At 35.3% G+C, this 19330-nt stretch carries 18 protein-coding genes; 9 read left to right on the top strand and 9 right to left on the bottom strand.

The features are described from left to right. Positions 1-86 precede the first annotated feature (86 nt). A complete protein-coding gene (locus BM361_RS05930; RefSeq protein ID WP_074977621.1) occupies positions 87-3434 on the top strand; it encodes a VCBS repeat-containing protein in 3348 nt (1115 codons plus the stop codon). Between the two features lie 64 nt (positions 3435-3498). On the opposite strand, the gene BM361_RS05925 is transcribed toward BM361_RS05930, so the two are convergent. Both BM361_RS05925 and BM361_RS05920 read right to left on the bottom strand, forming a co-directional pair. Further along, complete coding sequence (locus BM361_RS05925) at positions 3499-5589, bottom strand: thioredoxin domain-containing protein (protein WP_139226625.1); 2091 nt, start codon at positions 5587-5589, stop codon at positions 3499-3501. A 207-nt stretch (positions 5590-5796) separates the two neighbouring features. After that, a complete protein-coding gene (locus BM361_RS05920; RefSeq protein WP_074977830.1) occupies positions 5797-6657 on the bottom strand; it encodes a universal stress protein in 861 nt (286 codons plus the stop codon). A 169-nt stretch (positions 6658-6826) separates the two neighbouring features. On the opposite strand from BM361_RS05920, the gene BM361_RS05915 reads away from it, so the two are divergent. Continuing rightward, on the top strand, positions 6827-7276 hold the full coding sequence (locus BM361_RS05915; RefSeq protein WP_074977618.1) for a DUF2267 domain-containing protein: 450 nt from the start codon (positions 6827-6829) through the stop codon (positions 7274-7276). Positions 7277-7424: 148 nt separating this feature from the next. Here the strand turns inward: BM361_RS05915 and BM361_RS05910 are convergent, their stop codons facing one another. From BM361_RS05910 to BM361_RS05895, 4 genes are all read right to left on the bottom strand, one after another. Then, entirely contained in the window at positions 7425-8276 is an 852-nt protein-coding gene (locus BM361_RS05910) for a universal stress protein (RefSeq protein ID WP_074977616.1), read from the bottom strand. Between the two features lie 84 nt (positions 8277-8360). Then, positions 8361-9410, bottom strand: a complete 1050-nt coding sequence (locus BM361_RS05905; RefSeq protein ID WP_038266177.1) for a response regulator — start codon at positions 9408-9410, stop codon at positions 8361-8363. Between the two features lie 5 nt (positions 9411-9415). Then, on the bottom strand, positions 9416-10648 hold the full coding sequence (locus BM361_RS05900; RefSeq protein ID WP_074977614.1) for a PAS domain-containing sensor histidine kinase: 1233 nt from the start codon (positions 10646-10648) through the stop codon (positions 9416-9418). Between the two features lie 110 nt (positions 10649-10758). After that, a complete protein-coding gene (locus BM361_RS05895) occupies positions 10759-11595 on the bottom strand; it encodes a universal stress protein (RefSeq protein ID WP_074977612.1) in 837 nt (278 codons plus the stop codon). A 133-nt stretch (positions 11596-11728) separates the two neighbouring features. Here BM361_RS05895 and BM361_RS05890 point away from each other — a divergent pair, with 133 nt between their 5' ends. The 5 genes from BM361_RS05890 to BM361_RS05870 all read left to right on the top strand — a co-directional run bounded on the left by BM361_RS05890 (position 11729) and on the right by BM361_RS05870 (position 15672). Continuing rightward, positions 11729-12808 (top strand): efflux RND transporter periplasmic adaptor subunit, encoded by a 1080-nt coding sequence (locus BM361_RS05890; protein ID WP_074977611.1) that lies wholly within the window; start codon positions 11729-11731, stop codon positions 12806-12808. After that, complete coding sequence (locus BM361_RS05885) at positions 12805-14067, top strand: ABC transporter permease (RefSeq protein ID WP_038266185.1); 1263 nt, start codon at positions 12805-12807, stop codon at positions 14065-14067. The genes BM361_RS05890 and BM361_RS05885 overlap by 4 nt, the downstream gene beginning before the upstream one ends. 11 nt (positions 14068-14078) lie before the next feature. Beyond that, positions 14079-14753 carry an ABC transporter ATP-binding protein gene (locus BM361_RS05880; protein WP_074977609.1) on the top strand — a complete coding sequence of 225 codons (675 nt, stop codon included), beginning with the start codon at positions 14079-14081 and terminating at the stop codon, positions 14751-14753. Between the two features lie 86 nt (positions 14754-14839). Then, the gene (locus BM361_RS05875; protein ID WP_074977607.1) at positions 14840-15289 is read left to right on the top strand and encodes a hypothetical protein; all 450 of its coding nucleotides are present in this window, start codon (positions 14840-14842) and stop codon (positions 15287-15289) included. Positions 15290-15306: 17 nt separating this feature from the next. Then, positions 15307-15672: an arsenate reductase family protein gene (locus BM361_RS05870; protein WP_074977606.1), complete on the top strand. Its 366-nt coding sequence runs from the start codon at positions 15307-15309 to the stop codon at positions 15670-15672. 5 nt (positions 15673-15677) lie between these two features. Here BM361_RS05870 and BM361_RS05865 read toward each other — a convergent pair whose 3' ends face one another. From BM361_RS05865 to BM361_RS05855, 3 genes are read right to left on the bottom strand one after another with little or no spacing between them, the layout of a single operon-like run. Beyond that, positions 15678-16655, bottom strand: a complete 978-nt coding sequence (locus BM361_RS05865; RefSeq protein WP_074977604.1) for an MlaD family protein — start codon at positions 16653-16655, stop codon at positions 15678-15680. 7 nt (positions 16656-16662) lie between these two features. Further along, the gene (locus BM361_RS05860) at positions 16663-17448 is read right to left on the bottom strand and encodes an ABC transporter ATP-binding protein (RefSeq protein ID WP_083425863.1); all 786 of its coding nucleotides are present in this window, start codon (positions 17446-17448) and stop codon (positions 16663-16665) included. Further along, positions 17445-18227, bottom strand: coding sequence for an MlaE family ABC transporter permease (locus BM361_RS05855; protein ID WP_083425862.1), 783 nt, complete (start codon positions 18225-18227; stop codon positions 17445-17447). Before BM361_RS05855 ends, BM361_RS05860 begins: the two co-directional genes overlap by 4 nt. 146 nt (positions 18228-18373) lie before the next feature. Between BM361_RS05855 and BM361_RS05850 the strand changes: the two genes are divergently transcribed. After that, a complete protein-coding gene (locus BM361_RS05850) occupies positions 18374-18757 on the top strand; it encodes a hypothetical protein (protein ID WP_074977600.1) in 384 nt (127 codons plus the stop codon). Positions 18758-18995: 238 nt separating this feature from the next. Continuing rightward, on the top strand, positions 18996-19295 hold the full coding sequence (locus BM361_RS05845; RefSeq protein ID WP_074977598.1) for an HPF/RaiA family ribosome-associated protein: 300 nt from the start codon (positions 18996-18998) through the stop codon (positions 19293-19295). Positions 19296-19330: the final 35 nt, after the last annotated feature.

Here is a 19330-nt window from a genome sequence, read left to right as displayed (position 1 = left end):
ATCAATACTCATAAGATTAATTAAAAGAAAACCCATTTGTTTTATCAGGTGGGTTTTCTATCTTTTTCACCGAAAATGATAAACGAATGAAAAAAGTAATCACACTAAGTTTTATACTTACATTTCTTGCATCTTGCAAAGAAAAAGAAACAAAAGAACCGGAAAAAGCGGTCGAAACACAGGAGCTGTTTACTGTTCTTTCTGAAAATACTACTGGCATCCATTTTAATAATGAGCTTAAAGAAACTACCTATATGAACGGGTTGTTTTATGAATATTATTACAATGGCGGTGGCGTTGCGGTGGCAGATTTTAACAACGATGATCTTCTGGATATCTATTTTGTCGATTGTTTAAAATCGAACAAACTCTATTTGAACCAAGGTGATATGAAGTTCAAGGACGTAACTGAGGAAGCAAATGCACAAGGAGGATATGGATTTGGTACAGGAGTTACCGTAGTAGATATCAACAATGATGGACTCATGGATATTTACTACAGTAAGTCAGGTAAAATAAAAGATGCTGAAAAGAGACGTAATGAACTTCTTATTAACACCGGACTTAATAAAAACGGTATTCCTGTCTTTGAAGATAAGGCTAAAGAATACGGTTTAGATCTTCCTGATTTTACTACACAAACAGCCTTTTTAGATTACGACAAGGATGGGGATCTGGACATGTTTGTTATCAACCATGGGATCGAATTGTACGATGAAAATTCGATCGATCAACTCATTGATAAAAACAGCACTTACAGAGGTGAACGCTTGTACCAAAACAACAATGGAAAATTTGTTAATGTATCTGATAAAGCTGGTATTATCAACAATATGCTTGGATTTGGATTGGGTGTAGCCATCGGTGACCTCAACAACGACTTATGGCCTGACATCTACGTCGGCAATGACTTTTCAGAGAAAGATCATTTATACATCAACAATCAGGACGGAACTTTCAGAGAGGTTTCTTTACAATCATTCGGACACGTATCTAATTTTTCAATGGGTAATGACATTGCAGATATTAACAATGATGGCCTTCTGGACATCATGGCTGTCGATATGATGGCAGAGGATAATTATACCCAGAAAACCAGTATGAGCGGGATGAACCCTGAGCGTTTTTACAAGCATGTCAATCTCGGGTTACATCATCAATACATGTATAATACACTTCAGCTCAACAATGGAATTGACGCTGAAACAGGAAATCCGATGTTTTCCGATATAGCTCAGTTAGCTGATGTATCGAGCACTGATTGGAGCTGGGCCCCATTATTTTTTGACATGGATAATAACGGGTATAAAGATATTTTTGTTTCTAATGGTATAAAAAGAGATTTTAGAAATAACGATTTTGTACGATATCGCAAGAAAAAGCAAGAGGAAGTTATTGAGAACGAAGCAATTGAAACCCAGAGTTACATAAAAGACTTAATGGATAAAATGCCATTAAGAAAAAAGGAGAATTACTTTTATCTAAACAATTCGGATCTAAGCTTTAAAAAATTAAAGCTCAAGCAACCTGAGTCGAATTCAAATGGAGCTGCTTATGCCGATTTAGACAATGATGGTGATCTGGATATCGTGGTGAACAATTCGGCTAGTATGTCTTTTATTTACCAAAACAACACCATTTCCGAAAACAATTACATAAAGGTTAAACTTAAAGGGTCTAAAGACAACGTTTTTGCGGTTGGTTCACGTATTGAATTGTATAGTGAGAAGGGGAAACAAATTGCTGAGAATTATTTCTCCAGAGGGTTTCAATCTGCTACCGCTGATAAAATACATTTTGGTCTTGGAAACACCCCAGATATTGATAGCATTCGCGTTATCTGGCCTGATAACAAAATAACTGCTCTAACGAATATAAAGGGTGGACAAGAATTAGAAATAAGCTATCCTGAGGGAACAAGCGATGAGGCAGTGGCTGAAAATCCAAATAATAAGTTATTTAAAGACATTACCGAAGAAACCGGAATCGCTTATACCCATACTGAAAATGATTTTAACGATTTCTATAAGGAAACGCTTCTACCTCATAGAATGTCAAGATTAGGACCTGCTCTGGCTGTTGCTGATGTTAACGGTGATGGTTTGGAAGATTTTTTTATAGGTGGAGCCAAAGATCAGGCTAGTGCCATTTACCTGCAGACATCCAATCGCACCTTTGAAAAGAAGGTTACTCCGTTCTCCGGTGATTCAAATCATGAAGATACGGGTGCACTATTCTTTGATGCTGACCAGGATGGCGATATGGACCTATATGTCATTAGCGGCGGCTATGAATATGAGCCCAACCATCCTTACTACCAAGATCGCTTATATGTAAATGACGGTAAAGGTAATTTCAGTAAAAATATTTCAGCTTTACCGGAGATAACAGGTAGTGGCTTAAGAATTAGTGCTAATGATTACGATAACGACGGAGATATAGATCTTTTTATAGGGACTCGTGTACAACCAGGTTTTTATGGCCGCTATTCAAAAAGCTACTTATTAGAAAACCAAAGCAGTGCAGACCAAGTTAAATTTGTCGATGTTACAGAAAGTAAAATACCGGATATGTTAGACCATACCATGATTACTGCTTCCCTGTGGCACGATATAAATAATGACGATGTCGCCGATCTTATTGTTGCCAATGAATGGGGTCCGATTGAAATATTTATTAATGAAAAGGACGGATTTATTAATAAAACTTCTGACTATGGCCTTGACAAAGAAATTGGTTGGTGGAGCAGCTTAGCTGTTGAGGACATTGACCAGGATGGCGATGCCGATATTATAGCCGGTAACTTAGGACTGAATTATAAATATAAAGCGACAAAAGATGAGCCTTTCTTTATGTTTGTTAACGATTTTGACAAGAACGATACCGACGATATCGTTTTAGGGTATCAACAAAAAAATGAAATTTATCCTGTAAGAGGAAGAGAGTGTTCTTCCGGACAAATGCCTTTTATTAAGAAGAAATTCAAGACGTACAACGAATATGGAAATGCTAATATCAAAGACATCTATGGTCAGGAACTTGAGAAAGGCATATCATATGAAGCAAATAATTTTGCTACCAGTCTATTGATTAATAAGGGCACTTCATTTGAATTTAAACCCTTAGAAAATCACGCCCAGTTATCGTCGGTTAACAAAATTATAGTTGACCACTTTACTGACAACAAAGAAAAAGAAATCTTGCTATTAGGTAATCTTTATGGCTCTGAGGTGGAAACCCCAAGGAATGATGCAAGTTATGGACAGTTATTACAATTATCCCAAAACGGAAATTATAAGGTAATACCAAACAATGATATTAATTTATGGGCCGGTGGAGATGTAAAAGATGCTTCAATTATTACTGTTGGGAATAAAAAGGCACTTCTAATCGCCAGGAACAACGATGAACTTTCTTTGATTTCAATAAACTAACCCAATAAAAAAACCCGATTTGAGTATGCTCAAAATCGGGTTTTTTTATTTCTTATATCAAGCGCTAAAAATCGCTCATTTGCTCTAAAGCTACCTCTACTTCTTTTACAGGTAATTTACAGGTCTTATTTTGACACACGTAAATAAATGTCTGCCCTTCAACATATCTATTTTCAAAAAGACTCAAAGTCGAAGGCCCTTTAGTGCCAATCACAATACTATTAGGCAAATAATTATTATTTATTTTGTTAACCTTTGAAAAGGCATTTTCTCCAACTATGACTATTTCATAAAAAGGAAAGGCCTCATTTAAAGAAAGGTTGAGCCATTTCGCATAGTTGGCAGGGTGTTTAATTAAAGAAGGCTTCATATTGGAAAGCATTTTTTCATAATATGATTCATATGCATTTTCTCCCTTGATATGATATAATTGGAAAAAGTTCTTTGCCATTAAAGTATTTGGTGATGGTATAACACCATCATCTGTTTTAACGAGTTCTGAGAACACAACAGTACCCTGATTAAAGGTAAACATCCCTGAATCAGGCTCATAAAATAGCTTCATCACCTTATCCATAAGTCCGCTAGCCTTATCAATATACATTTCATCGAGAGTAACTTTATACAATTCGATCAGGGCATCGATAGTAAATGCATAGTCGTCTAAAAATCCACTTTCTGATTTTACATTATCATTTAGTGTATGTTTCAATTCACCTTTGGCATCAATACCCTCATTCAAAATGAATGCCGCTGTATTCATGGCATTATTCAATAAATTCTCATCCCCTAAGGCTTTATATGCATCCACAAATCCATTAATCATTAATGCGTTCCAGGAGGTAATCTTCTTTTCATCTACCACCGGTTTAACACGTTCCTCCCTGATTTTTGCAAGTTTATTAATACAGCCTTCAATTCGTTGCTTCACGTTTGCGAGTTCAAGGTTGTTTTGTTTGGCATAATCCTCTAAACTCATTGACCTGTAAAGGTTATAATAGGCTCCCTCAAATGGTTCATTCGCTATTCCATAAAGTGATTCAAACAGTTCATAATCGTCATTAAGAATTTCTTTCAACTCCTGTTTGGTCCATAGGTAATAGCCCCCTTCCCTACCTTCACTATTAGAGTCTATAGAGGCAAAGTATCCCCCATTCTCATCATGCATTTCATTCTTCGTAAATTCGATGAGACCTTCCAAAACTTCTTTATATAATTCATTTTGATAGTTTTTATAGGCTTGTGCATATAAACTCATTAACTGTGCATTATCATAAAGCATTTTTTCAAAATGAGGTACCTTCCACTGCGAATCGACACTATATCTGAAAAAGCCTCCACCAACAACATCATTAACGCCTCCGAGTGCCATTTTATCCAAAGAGTTTTTGACATGTGTGTTCGCCAGCTGATCATCAGATAAAAAAGCATATTTCATAAGAAAACTTATCCGTTCAGGAACCATAAATTTTTGACCTCCCTTATCACCACCATACAAGAGATCCCATTGTTCAGACCAGCTATCTACAGCTTGTTTAACATCCTCTAAGGTGATTTGCTCTTTTGGAATGTCGATAATAGCATTTATTTGTTTAACTCCAGCGGCAATTGAATTGGCATACTCGTTGGCCTTATCAGGATATTGATTGTAAAAGCTCACCATTTTCTTTAGCACTACTTCCCACTCGTCTTTACTATGGTAAGTACCGGCATATAATGGCTTACCATTCGGAAGTGCCACCACGTTTAAAGGCCATCCTGAATTCCCGTTCATTATTTGAGCCGCCGTCATGTATAATTGGTCGATATCAGGGCGCTCCTCTCTGTCAACTTTAATATTAATGAACTTTTCATTCATATATTCAGCGATCAGCGTATCCTGAAATGTCTCTCTTTCCATTACATGACACCAATGACAAGAAGCATAACCAATACTAATCACCAATAATTTATTTGCATCCTGAGCTGTGTTAAACAGGCTATCATTCCATGGCTCCCAATGTACCGGATTATGTGCGTGCTGTTTAAGGTACAGACTCGATTCATTAACTAAATTATTCGTGAATTTTGGCTCTTTAGAAGGTTTTGATTGATTATCACCACACCCCACCAATGCCAACATAAAAAGACAGATAATAATATATTTTTGACTCACACTTGATAAGATTTGAACAAATATAATCGAAAAAAAGAACCTTCATTTGTTAATACCGATCAGAAAAAAGATAAAAGAAATCATCGTAGACCTCCATGGCAAGATTACTTCAATGAAATAAACATCGAATAAGATTCCGGTTCTTTTAAAAAATAAAATAAGTATTTTAAAAAATGCTATGTTTTGATAGTTATGGTAGTTGAGTTTTTACCAATTAATGGCTTCGTTACTTCTTAAAACTAAAAAAGGGATCTTCAAATTAAAACCAATTTTTTCCACTTGTTGTCTGGTCAATAATCGCTCCAGAAACGAATGCTTCCTGTTCATCATTACAAGCATATCATATTGCGAATCTTCCAGGTAGCTTTCTAATGTTTCAGTCATTGTTTCCTTAGTGTTAGTGTTCTCTTTAAATTCATAGGTCAATCCCTCCAAGGCCTCTTTCAAGCTTTCTTTATTTGATAACTGACCATTCGTTAAATCATAACCTTCGGAAACATAAAGTATGGTAATCGTTGCGTTGTGTAATCGAGCGATTTCTTTTAAAGGCTCCAATTCATCTTCTCTATAAGGACGCAAATAATCGGTAAAAAAGAGTAGTTGATTTACCTCAGCATACTGATAGTCATCCGGCACTGCTAATATTGGAATATTTGCCTTCCGAATGGTATAAACGGTATTGGAACCAAATAGAATTCGTTTTGCTCCTGTTGCCCCTTTCGTTCCCATTACAATAATATCGATCTGTTCTTTATCAGACACTTTATTTATTTCATCCGTTAAAATATTAAAAGCATTACGCGAATAATACCGATGCTTTTCGTTAAAATAGTATTTGGATAGATCTTTAAGGGTATGGTCCATATTTTCCAGGACAATATCAACTTCAGGATCATTAACCGCACTAAATACAGGACCTCCTAAAGCATAATCTACCCTGTAAAAAGGAGGTGTATAGGTGTGTAACACAAAAAAATCGCAAGCTATATCCTTATACAACTGGACTCCATAACTTATAGCATTCCAGGCGTTATCAGAAAAATCAGTGGGAAATAATACTTTTTTCATTTTACCGAACTTTTGTGTCTTATAAAAATACGGTTGCTTCGAAGAAAAAAAAATGACAATAATCATCATAACCAACTGAATCATTGATAATTAGCTATTTTATACGTAACTTATTAAAATATTTGGACCTAGTGTTAGGTAGTGGTTGTTGAATTAAACTCTGGAAATTATGGCACTCAATTTTAATGCATATGCAGCCGAAGGAAACAGCTTTTTAAAGAAATATGCTAAAGATTTAGACATGGGTACTGACACGGATAGAGCGGGAAGGGTTTTATCTGCTATTTTACATGGCCTTCGAGAAATAATCTCTTTCGAAGAATCGCTTCAGCTGATTGCTCAGTTTCCTATGTTTTTAAAGGCTGTTTATGTTAACGGATGGTCGACAAGAACCAAGCATAAACGGATCAAAAACATGACGGCGTTTATCGATTTGGTACGTACTTTTGACGGGAGCTCCTCTATACATGATTTCGGATCAGATGAAAAGGCTGAACAATATATAATCACGACCTTTATCGCCTTAAGACAATACATTTCTTTGGGAGAACTGGAAGATATCAGAACAGGACTTCCAAAGGATCTTAAAAGTATGGTATATCACAATATCATGTTTTAGTATGAACTAAAAACAAAGAAAGAGGTGTCTTTTGACACCTCTTTCTTTTAAGTATACCTCAATACTAATTAACTCAAAGAACTAATCTTTTATCAGTGCTAAATTACTGCTTCGAAGGTTTAAATAACATGATATTTATCATGCATGATCAACTTATTTGTTCGTGTAATACCAGAAATGGTATGTGGGTATGATAGCTAATTTCCGCAACCGTAGGTTTGAAGAGAATTTGTTGAAAGAAATTAAGATTCTTAGCCACCATGGCTATCATATCAATATCCCGGCTTTCCGTGAAACATTGTACCGCTTTATCTAGTCGCTTACTGGTAACCTGATGAAAACTATGATTGAACTTATCGAAATAATCATCTAATAATTCTTTATTCTTTAACTGCTCCTGATCTAAATGTTCAAAGTGCTCTTTAACGGCATGTAAGCAGCGAATAGAAGCACCATGTTTTTGTGCTAAATCCATCAAGGTTACCAATACATTGAGTGGATAAAAAATTCTGTAATCCGTTGGAAAGGCTATTTCCTGAGGGATCTTTGCCTTCGCCTTTTCAGGAATCACCAGTAGCGGACATTTCACCCTGGTAATCACATCACTGGTATGGCTTCCTACAATATCTTTATTAAGGCTAGAGGCTCCCTTGGTTCCCATAATAATTAGATCTATTTTTTTCTCACTCACCTGTTTTTTAATGGCATCTACAAGAAAATCATACTCCACCAATATCCCGAAGCTATGATTTGTACCCGGGAATTTCTCATATATTCGTCCAAGCAGACTTTTTAATTTAGCCTTTGAGCGATCAATCTGTTTTTTATCAATGGTTGAGTTATACGGAAGTGTAGCGGTATCATTAAAAGCATACATACCCAGATCTTCTACATGAAGCAAATAAAATTGACACCTTTCTTTTTCAAAAAGCGTCAACCCGTATACGATTGCATTCCATGAATTATCGGAAAAATCAGTAGGTATTAATATGTTTTTCATTTTGTTATTTATTACAATAACAAAATTATCTAAACTCTTAACCGTTAAATATGATATATATCAAACCTCTATAAAAAAATGATCTTAATCTACATTTCTCAAACGTTCAATATCCAGGACTTTGATGTTTCGTCCTTCTACAGCAATCAACCCTTCTTTTTTAAGTTCTGACAACGTTCTTATGAAACTTTCAGGAGCAATTCCGGCAACACTTGCTAAATCGTTACGTGAAATCTTTATCCCTTCACTTTTGTTCCTATCAAACTGATCTACAAATTGAAGAATGGTAGCAGCTGTTTTCCTTCTTACCGAACCATAGGCCATTTGAAGTAATTGGTTATTAAATTCGGTTAATCCTTCCGCTAAGAAATCAACAATTTCTATAGATAGCTTTTTATTATCATTAAGGATCGTAGAGAGTATGTCTTTTTTCACTGCGTAGACGGTTGTGTTTTTAATCGCCTTGGCATATTCTTTATAGGGGATATTCTGAGTAAAAGAACTGTATCCAAAAAAGTCATCTTCTTTACTCACCTTTGTTATCAATTCTTTTCCTTGTTCGTCTATTTTAAAAGACTTAACCATTCCCTCCTCTATCAGGAACATATAGTTAGAGTGATTACCTTCGGAATAAATCAAGGCTCCTTCTTCATAAGTGAACATTTCTCCTTCGTCTAAAAAGTAATTTTTAAGCTGATTAATATTAGCGATCTCATCTTCACGATCGCCATTAGACGCCTCAACCTGATTCATATCACTTAAAATTCGAACTTTAGCAAGTCTACTTTCGATTGCGTTAATAAGTTCTTCTTCTTCAAATGGTTTCGTAATATAATCGTCGGCTCCGAGGTTCATTCCTCTTCTTACCTCATTTCGCTCCGTTTTTGCCGAAAGAAAAATAAATGGGATTCTTTTGGTTCGGTCATTTTTAGACAAAGCCTCTAACACACCATAGCCATCTAATTCAGGCATCATAATATCGCATACAATAATATCGGGCAATTCCTTCTCAGCCAACAACACCCCTTTTTTACCATCAGATGCGGTAACAACATTATAATTAGACAATTCCAGTAATTCTGCAGTATTTTCTCTTAGTATAACATCATCTTCAACTAACAGTACTTTTTTCATGAGCCTTATGATTTGGTTTTATTTGGTAATTCTATTTTAAAAACTGATCCTTTTTCGAGTTCACTTTCAAAGCTTATAGTTCCTCCCAGATCTTCTACGTGACTTTTCACAATATTTAACCCAATACCAGTTCCCTGGGTAATTAATGCATTCTGGGCTCTAAAATAACGCGAAAAAATATGTTTTTGGTCCTCCTTTGGAATCCCAATTCCCTCATCTCGGACGGTAAAGAGGAAATTGTTATTTTCCTTGAAGGCAACTTCTATAAAAATGGTGGAATTTTCAGGGGAGTACTTTATGGCATTCCCAATAATATTGGATAGTATAAGTTTAAAAATCTTTTCATCCTGAGCAATTACATACTCATCAATATCATCCGGAAACTGAATTTTCTGACCAGACTTAAGCGTCATGTTCGCATCGTATAAGATTTCATTAAAAACTTTACTTAAGTTGAATTTGGCAAATTTATAATCAATCTTACCTGAATCGATACGTTCGATTGAAAGGAAATCGTTTAAAATACCGTTTAAATTTCTAACGGTTCCTTTAATGGTATTTATATGTTTATCTCTTTTTGGTTGTTGCTCTCCCTCCGTATATTTACCTAAGAGCATTGAAGAAGTTAGAATACTACTCAGTGGGGTTTTGAACTCATGAGAAACCATCGACAGGAATTTAGTCTTCAACTCATTGAGTTCTTTTTCCTTTTGTAATGCAATTTTGGCCTGACTCTCTGCTTCAATTCTCAACCTAACTTCCTTGGTGAGCTGAGCCACAGAATCCCGCAGTGCTTTGGTACGCTGCTTTATTTTATCTTCAAGGTGTTCATTGAGTTCTCTTATGACGTTCTCTGACTCTATACGCTTGGTAACATCCATCACGATCGCCATTATATATACCTTGTCGTAAATATGAAATGGGTTCAGTCCGATTTCAACATAAAACTCTTCTCCATTCTTTTTAACTCCACTTAACTTCCTTCCTTCGGCCATTTTACGTTGGCTGGATTCTGCAAAATAACCATCATAATGGCCGACATGTTTTTGATGGTAATTTTGCGGAATAAGTATGTTTAGATTTTGGCCTTTGAGTTCATCTTTTTCGTAGCCAAACATATGTTCCATCGGACTATTGGTGGCTACTATATTTTGATGCTCGTCGACCACCAGAATCCCTTCTGAAATAGCCTCTGAAAGTATATTAAAAATGTCTTTGTCTTCTTGAAAAAACCTCATAGGTTGGAAACACAGCTTAAAATTACAAAGTTATTTATCCCTCCGCTCAAAAGAAAAGAAAAAGGTACAATATTTTTATAAAATAAGCTGTAATACTAAGGAAATTTCAATTATATCTTAAATGTAATTACAGGTAAATTAACATGAGTAGCTATGTCTTCTCCAACGCTTCCCATAAAAAAGTGCGATACTCCCTTTCTACCATGAGTGGCCAGGGAAACAACATCTGCTTCGATAGCTTTACTGAATGCATAAATCCCACTTTCAATATTATAATCATTAAAATAATGAACCTTATGATTCGGATTTATAACCCCCTCATTAGCCACACTTAAAAATTCATTTACCCGTTGATCTAATTCGGAAGTACTTCTGAATTCTTCATTAGGTAAATTCACATAAAGTAAATGAACTTCACTACCGAAATTATTAAAAAAGTGCATTGCTTTTCTATAAGCTTTCAAGGCATCTGGTTTAAAATCACAAGCAAAAACGACCTTTTTCATATTAAAGTTTTCACAAGGTTCTTTAATAACCATCACCGGGAAGTCTGAAGTTCTTATAATTTTTTCCGTATTAGAACCTACAAACATCTCAGAAAGTCCAGTATATCCATGAGATCCCATAACCACAAAATCTACTCCTTTATCATGTGCCAGATTATTCATTTCTGAAAACATCTTATAATTCTGAACCACTACTTCAGTCTCGACACCTTTCATAAAATCCTTTTCAAGCAGTTCATTAAAACGTTTCCTGGTGAGTTCCAGGTAATAAATGGCTTCCGCTTGTTTTTGATCTTCTTCTGAAATAAATACGGACTGAGCAATGCCCATCATATGGAACAATAAAATTTTAGCATTAGATTTTTTAGCTATTTGTGCCGCTACTTGCAGTGCATAATTTGAATGTTCCGAAAAGTCTGTTGGTACTAATATTTTTTTCATTTTCTTAATTTTTCACATATTAAATACGTGGATCTACATCACTAATGTACTATGGATGAGGCAGATGATAAATGATATATATCATTTTAAAAATGTAATAGAAATTAGATTTTTAATAAAAAATCTGAGCATCATGAAACATTGCGTTTATTTTATTATTGCCCTCCTGCTTTCATGTACCTCAGATAACAATAAAATATCACCTATCCGATCAGACATTGTTGAATCCGTTTATGCTTCTGTAACTATTCAGCCGGATAGCCTTTATAACATCTATTCGGCTGTTGGCGGCATACTGGATTATAATTACGTTGAGGAAGGTACGATCGTAAAAGCTGGCCAGCCTGTTGTTCAAATTATTAATAACACCCCTCTCTTAAACACAAAAAACGCCAAACTCGCCTATGAACTTGCAAAAGAAAACCTAGAAGGGAGTGCTGCCATTCTCGATGCCATAGAAGAGGAAATTCAAACCGCCTTTTTAAAATACAAGAACGACTCTATCAATTACTATCGGCAAAAAAATCTCTGGGAGCAACAAATTGGTTCTAAACTGGAATACGATACCAAGGAGCTCAATTACCAACTTTCAAAAAATCAATTATCCTTACTAAAGAATAAATTCAACCGAACTAAATATGAATTGAACACTCAACTACTTCAAGCAGAGAACAATTATAAAACCTCAAAAATAAATACGACAGACTTCACTGTAAAAAGTAAATTAAACGGAAAGGTATATGCGCTTTATAAGAATCCCGGAGAATTGGTGTCAATTCAGGAATCTTTGGGAACAATTGGTTGTAAAGAAAAGTTTATCATCGAAATGTTGGTTGATGAAGTTGATATTGTACACATAAAAAAGGGACAAAAAACACTGATTACTCTGGACGCATACGGAAACCAGATCTTCGAAGCTGGCATTGATAAGATTTATCCAACAAAGGATAACAGATCCCAAACTTTTTTGGTTGAAGCATTGTTTAAGAATCCCCCCGATGTATTATACCCCGGCTTATCCGGAGAGGGAAACATTATTATTTCTCAAAAGAAAAACGTGCTTACCATTCCTAAGGAATACCTCATAGAACAAAACCAGGTACTCACCAAAGAAGGAAAGGTTGAAGTTAAAACCGGATTAGAAAGTTTAGATCGAGTGGAAATTCTCGAAGGACTCAGTGAAAATTCAATACTTTTAAAACCAGGGACATGATTAACTGGAGGGTATTACTTGCAATAGCTAAAACGCATTTGACAACCAAGATGAAATCTACAGTAACGGCTTCATTAGGAGTTACCTTTGGTATCGGTGCCTATATTACGCTTGTTAGTTTCATGACGGGTCTGAATAATATGCTGGATGATCTCATTCTGAATCAAACCCCACACATACATCTTTACAATGAAATTGAGCCTTCAAAAAAACAGCCTGTGGCCTACTTTAAAGAGTTTCAAGATGCACTTCAGATTACCCATTCTGTAAAACCAAAACAAAGTCAGCGTAAAATTCACAATGCATTACCCATTTTAAAGAGTTTACAGCAAGATCCCAATGTGCTGGGTGCCACCCCACAATTACAAGCTCAAATATTTTACTTATCCGGTTCAATTGAATTAGGAGGGCAACTTACAGGAGTAGACATTATGGAGGAGGTTAGGTTATCTAACCTTGCCGATTACATTGTGGAGGGGAGCCCTGAAGACCTTAAGAACAACCTTAATGGTATTTTACTTGGAGCCGGTTTAGCCAAAAAAATGTCTTTGAGTCTGGGTGACAGGGTTCAGGTAAGTACGGTAAATGGTGTTATATCTCCTTTAAAAATCGTTGGAATTTACCAAAGCGGTATCGCTGACATTGACAACATAAAGAGTTTTGCTAATTTACAAACAGTACAAAAACTAGAGGGAGAGGCTGAAAATTTTATTACCGATATTAACATTAAACTCAAGAACATCGATCTTGCAGTTTCATTAGCAGATAAGCTAGAAAAACAATTTGAAGTAAAGGCCGTAGATATCAAACAAGCCAACGCTCAGTTTGAGACAGGATCAAATATCAGAAACCTGATCACCTATGCAGTTTCGATTACATTACTAATCGTTGCAGGTTTTGGGATATACAATATCCTGAATATGTTGATCTATGAAAAAATGAAAGACATTGCTATTTTAAAAGCCACAGGATTTTCGGGTACAGATGTACAAATAATATTCATGAGTCAAGCTATCATCATTGGCATCATTGGAGCCGTATTAGGCCTTACAATCGGTTATATCCTGTCAAGAATTATAGATACTATTGCTTTTGAAACGGAAGCGTTACCTACTATAAGTACCTATCCGATTAATTATAACATATGGTATTATATTATCGGCTCAGGCTTTGCATTAATCTCCACTTTTATAGCAGGATATTTTCCATCTAAAAAGGCAAAAAAAATAGACCCGGTACGAATTATCAGGGGCACTTAGAATTAAACGATATGGAATTGGTTTTAGAAGCAAATAATATTGATAAATATTTTAAAAAGCCCGTACTATTTCACGTACTTCATCACATCTCGTTACAAATAAAAAAAGGAGAATTTGTGAGTATCATGGGGAAGTCAGGCTGTGGGAAATCTACACTTCTTTACATTCTTTCTACCCTCGACACTGCTTACGAAGGAAAACTATTCATTAATAAAGAATTGGTTACCGGTAAAAATCAGCAGGAACTGGCTCATTTAAGAAACGAAAGTATTGGGTTTGTTTTTCAGTTTCATTACCTCCTGTCTGAATTCAGCGTACTGGAAAACATCATGTTACCTGCTAAAAAACTGGGTATTAAGACCTCTGAAGAAATTGAACACGATGCTATGCTAAAGCTAAAAATGCTCAACATTGAACACATTGCTCAAAAAAGAGCCAGCAGAATTTCCGGTGGTGAAAAACAACGTGTTGCTATTGCAAGAGCCCTTATAAACAATCCTTCAATTCTTATGGGCGATGAACCTACAGGAAATTTAGACAGCTATAATTCGAATAACATTCTAAACATATTTAAAGAATTAAAGGAAGAACAGGGCATGTCGCTATTAATCGTAACACATGATACTGATTTTGCTAATGAAACCGACCGCATCATTGAAATGGAAGATGGAACCATCATATCATAAACAACTGTAAAACAGATGTTAAAATGATTTTTATCATTTAAAAAAAACTCATCATTCACTACCTTTAAATACTAAAATATTCCGTCATGAATGACTTTAGATATAGGCCAAAAGACGATTATATCCCAAAAGCCAATTGGGAAGAACTTTTTGTGCTTACGGAACATTGGCAATCAGATTTAGAATTTTATCAAGATGATTTAAAATTTTTAAATCATCTGATAGATAAGTATTTTATATGGCTAACCGATAAAAAGCATATTGATAAGGTAAGAGATCTGGAAGTGAACTTATTGGAAATAACCAAAAGATGTGAATCGCTGTTAGGCCAGACCTCAAAACACTTAACGCATATTGAAGAGATCATGAGCGATCCGTTCACCTACGATGCTCAAAAATTCAGGGAAGAACATCAATTATTGGAGGATGCGATCAGTGATTTTATAAAACAATTCAGAAAAAGCAGAAAAGCAGCATTTGCCATTACCGAATATGTCATTGACAGTGAAAAATTATCTTATCTGTTAAAAGATTAATCATCAAAATTACAGTCATGGGAGAAATTGCAACATCAAACAGGCAGATTACCTTATTCTATAGTTCAAATTCTACGAGAGCTAAAAAAACATTGGCCTATGCTAAGGCAGAAGGAATTCCGATCCAGGAAGTAGATATTCTTAAAACGAAACTGACCGGGACCCAGATAGCGGAAATAGCAGACCGGTTAAATATAAAAATCAAAGATTTAATCAATCAGGATCACCCTGCTTATAAATCTAAATTTGAACGACAGGACTTTTCTTCGGAAGACTGGATTAAACTTATACAACACCATCCCGATATAATGAAGCAACCCATTGCCATCAGAGGTGAAATATCAATACTTGTTGAAACCCCCTCTGATATTATTAAGATTTAAAACGGTTAATCATTTTGCTTTTCCTGTTCTTTTTCGAGTTTCTTAAAATATCTTCGAAATAAAAAATTGTGCTTTAACGCCTCCATATTTTGATTGAAGCTCTCTGTCCCTGATTCTATATTTTGAATGGTCTTCTCTAATTGCTGCACCAATACCGTATCGGTTGTTAAATATTTTAAAGCTCCCTTACCTCCTTTTATATCATACACGATAAGGTTAAGGTTTGTTAGCAGCGAATCAAGATTTTCTCCCGAATTCTCCAGATCCCTGATTACACTTTTTAACCTCATTCCTGATAGGGTATCTTTAAATAATACATTAGCGATACTATTTTCCCTATCTACCCCATTTAAGGTCGCACTAAGCTGTTCTAAAGAAGTGGTTGCCTTATAACTGGCATATTTTAAGTTTGTCAAGGTCTTACTCAAATCTTCAGCCATGGTGGTATCGTTTAAAAGTCTTCCCAGGGTTCCTTTTCCTTCTGTAAGGGCCTCCGTTACTTTGAGCAAATCGGCTGTAAGCAAGGCTGCATTTTCATTGGTTACACTCAGCGTGCTCAATAGGTCGTCTGCTCCTATTTTACTATATGATTTTATCTGATCACCATCTTGCACAGGTTCATGGGTATTTTTGCCTGGAATGATATTAATAATCATATTTCCAACCAAGCCATCAGTTCCGATCGTAGCAACAGCATCTTTCTTAATAAATGGTTGAATTTCCTCTTTTAAAACCATTACCACTTTAATCGTCGTGTCGTTTTGCATGGTTATGCTTTTAACCGTACCTACATTAACGCCGGAAAAACGCACATTATTCCCTTCCTTAAGTCCGTTTACATTGTTGAAAAGAACACCAATCGAAAATGTTTTACTAAACATATTTTCCTTGTCTCCAATTAAATAGGCTGCCACCACTAAGAATGCAGTAGCTACGGTAACCAGGATTCCTAACCTTAATCTTTCTGATGCTGAACGTGCCATATTAATTTTATTTAAAGAAGGCCTTTACCTTCGGATCATCTACTTTAATTAATTCCTGATAGGTTCCCTCTGCATAATTCACTCCATCAACCAATAATATCATACGATCTGAAATCACTCTCGCACAATCAACATCGTGTGTTATGATTAATGCAGATGTTTTATATTGTTGTTGGATCTTTTTCATTAGTACAATGATTTCTTTAGAGGTGATGGGGTCTAAACCACTGGTAGGCTCATCATAGAAAATAATTTTCGGCTTCATAATTAGGGTCCGTGCCAAGGCCACCCTTCGCTGCATCCCTCCTGACAACTCTCCGGGCATTAAATCTACAGTATGAGCCAAGCCGACACTCTCAAGCGCCTCTAACACCATATGATCAACTTCTATATTTTTCCCAAAACGCTCACGATGGCGACGCAAGGGAAATTCAAGGTTTTCTCTAACCGTCATAGAATCGTATAACGCACTTCCCTGAAATAAGAATCCGATATCGGCTCTTAATTCATCTAAGGAAGACTGGTCGAGGTGAACTATATCTTTACCCATTATATTAATAACGCCCCTGTCTGGTTTCATCAAACCAATCAAACATTTAATCATCACAGATTTTCCAGAACCGGATTTTCCCATAATAACAAGATTCTCACCACTAAAAAGCTTCATATTAAAACCATTTAAAACATGGTTTGAGGCAAAACTTTTCTCAAGATCTTCCACAATAATGATGGCATCATTAGTTTCAAGCTGTTCTTCTTTATGCTGTTCTTGTATGTTTTCGAGAGATTTCATAAATCGTAGAAAATATCGGAGATTATCACTGCTATAAAATCGAGTATAAATATCAACAAGGATGACATTACCACTGCCGTGTTAGCTGCTAAACCTACCCCTACCGTTCCCTTTTCACAATAATATCCTTTAAAACATCCTACTAAACCAATTGCAAAACCAAAGAACACTGACTTGATTACGGCCGGGATTAAGTCACTAAAGTTTAAAGCATTGAACACCTGATTAAAAAAAAGGCGGGCTGAAACATCTCCTTTGAAATGTTCGACTAAAAAAGAACCATACAATGCCAAAACATCTCCATAAATGACTAACAACGGAACCATCAGCGTGGTCGCTGTAATCCTGGTAACCACGAGAAATTTAAAAGGATTTGTACCAGAAACCTCCATGGCATCTATTTGCTCCGTAACTCTCATAGAACCAAGTTCAGCCCCAATCCCTGAGGCCACCCTTCCAGCACATATTAATGCAATTATAACCGGACCAATTTCTCTTACTATGGATATTCCAACCATAGACGGCATCCATGAAACGGCTCCAAATTCCTGCAAAGTCGGTCGAGTTTGTAAGGTAAGTACCAACCCAATTATGAACCCTGTTAAACTTACCAATGGTAATGATCTGTTACCTACACTATAACACTGCTTCAATAATTCATTAAACTCATAAGGAGGCTGAATTGCTTCTTTAAAGAAGTGTCCTGCAAAAAAGGTAAGCGCTCCTATTTGTTTAAAGAAACTACTAATTAAGCTTCCTATAGACTTTTCTGATAACATCATAAACCTTTAGGTTCTTAAAGTTATGTTGCTTAAGAACGAATTAAAATGATATAAATCATTCCTAAGTTACTGATAATTATCATTCTAATTATCATTACTATCCAGTAAATTGATGAATTACGAACATAATTTAATTGGTAGTCATGAAAACAATTATAAAAAATTCCGATTTACATTTTGAGCATTCTTTATGGGAAAAAGAATTACTCTTCTGGGAAGATGAGATAAAATCGTTTAAAAACAGGCTCTCTGAGATTCAAAAGCGTTGGACCGATGATACGGTTTTATCAGCGTTAGATCAGTATGAAAATCAATTCACCATACAACTAGAAAAAATAGATCAACTCAAAGATGATATACGAACCCATGAGCATGGCATTTCAAACCAACTAAAAGCCAATCAGGAAGCTATAGATATGGTAGGTTTGAAATATCACATGGAAATGAGAGACCGCATGGAAACTCAACGTCAAATCTACCATGATCTGAAAAAAAGATTTTTTGAATATCTCTCTAAATACTTATGATCTGAAGACAATTTAAACGCAAATAAAAGAAAATCAAGCTATTAAAATTACGCATTTGATTATTTATTTAAGGCATGATTTTGGTCATTTTTTATATCTTATTTTTCCTATTATTTTACTTATAGATATTTATAAATATTCAAGGTGATGTCAATATAAATCCGTAACTTCTAAATCTAATTATTGGAGTTATATTAAGTCTCCGAAACCTATTGTATAACCTAAAAATACGCTTACTATGAAAATAGATATTCAATTTGAAAAAATGAGCTCAAATAGTTATGTAGAAAAATTAGCAACCAAAAAGCTTAAGGATTTAGGTGATAAATACGATTGGATTTTGAACGCTAATGTCTTTTTCAAAAAAGATAATGACACTAAGGGTAAAGGTAAAATTTGCAAAATCCGATTGAGAGTTCCAGGTTATGACCTTTTCGCATCTTCTGATCAAGAGTCTTTTGAAATAGCTTTAGCTGAAACTTTAAAAGATCTGGAACGACAAATCAGAAAGAGAAAAACTCAGATGAGCACACATTAATCTCGATATATTTAAAGAAAGCCTCCTATGCTAAC

This window comes from Zhouia amylolytica (assembly GCF_900116365.1).
Lineage (GTDB): Bacteria > Bacteroidota > Bacteroidia > Flavobacteriales > Flavobacteriaceae > Zhouia > Zhouia amylolytica.
This window is presented reverse-complemented; position numbering and strand designations above follow the sequence as displayed.

Excerpts from the sequence above, each read along its gene's own strand:
- BM361_RS05910 (WP_074977616.1), bottom strand. The coding sequence starts at position 8,276 with ATGAAAAACATATTAATACCTACTGATTTTTCCGATAATTCATGGAAT.
- BM361_RS05895 (WP_074977612.1), bottom strand. The coding sequence starts at position 11,595 with ATGAAAAAAATATTAGTACCAACAGACTTTTCGGAACATTCAAATTAT.
- BM361_RS05860 (WP_083425863.1), bottom strand. The coding sequence starts at position 17,448 with ATGAAATCTCTCGAAAACATACAAGAACAGCATAAAGAAGAACAGCTT.
- BM361_RS05865 (WP_074977604.1), bottom strand. The coding sequence starts at position 16,655 with ATGGCACGTTCAGCATCAGAAAGATTAAGGTTAGGAATCCTGGTTACC.
- BM361_RS05890 (WP_074977611.1), top strand. The coding sequence starts at position 11,729 with ATGAAACATTGCGTTTATTTTATTATTGCCCTCCTGCTTTCATGTACC.
- BM361_RS05920 (WP_074977830.1), bottom strand. The coding sequence starts at position 6,657 with ATGAAAAAAGTATTATTTCCCACTGATTTTTCTGATAACGCCTGGAAT.
- BM361_RS05850 (WP_074977600.1), top strand. The coding sequence starts at position 18,374 with ATGAAAACAATTATAAAAAATTCCGATTTACATTTTGAGCATTCTTTA.
- BM361_RS05875 (WP_074977607.1), top strand. The coding sequence starts at position 14,840 with ATGAATGACTTTAGATATAGGCCAAAAGACGATTATATCCCAAAAGCC.
- BM361_RS05855 (WP_083425862.1), bottom strand. The coding sequence starts at position 18,227 with ATGTTATCAGAAAAGTCTATAGGAAGCTTAATTAGTAGTTTCTTTAAA.
- BM361_RS05915 (WP_074977618.1), top strand. The coding sequence starts at position 6,827 with ATGGCACTCAATTTTAATGCATATGCAGCCGAAGGAAACAGCTTTTTA.
- BM361_RS05900 (WP_074977614.1), bottom strand. The coding sequence starts at position 10,648 with ATGAGGTTTTTTCAAGAAGACAAAGACATTTTTAATATACTTTCAGAG.
- BM361_RS05845 (WP_074977598.1), top strand. The coding sequence starts at position 18,996 with ATGAAAATAGATATTCAATTTGAAAAAATGAGCTCAAATAGTTATGTA.
- BM361_RS05880 (WP_074977609.1), top strand. The coding sequence starts at position 14,079 with ATGGAATTGGTTTTAGAAGCAAATAATATTGATAAATATTTTAAAAAG.
- BM361_RS05885 (WP_038266185.1), top strand. The coding sequence starts at position 12,805 with ATGATTAACTGGAGGGTATTACTTGCAATAGCTAAAACGCATTTGACA.
- BM361_RS05870 (WP_074977606.1), top strand. The coding sequence starts at position 15,307 with ATGGGAGAAATTGCAACATCAAACAGGCAGATTACCTTATTCTATAGT.
- BM361_RS05930 (WP_074977621.1), top strand. The coding sequence starts at position 87 with ATGAAAAAAGTAATCACACTAAGTTTTATACTTACATTTCTTGCATCT.
- BM361_RS05905 (WP_038266177.1), bottom strand. The coding sequence starts at position 9,410 with ATGAAAAAAGTACTGTTAGTTGAAGATGATGTTATACTAAGAGAAAAT.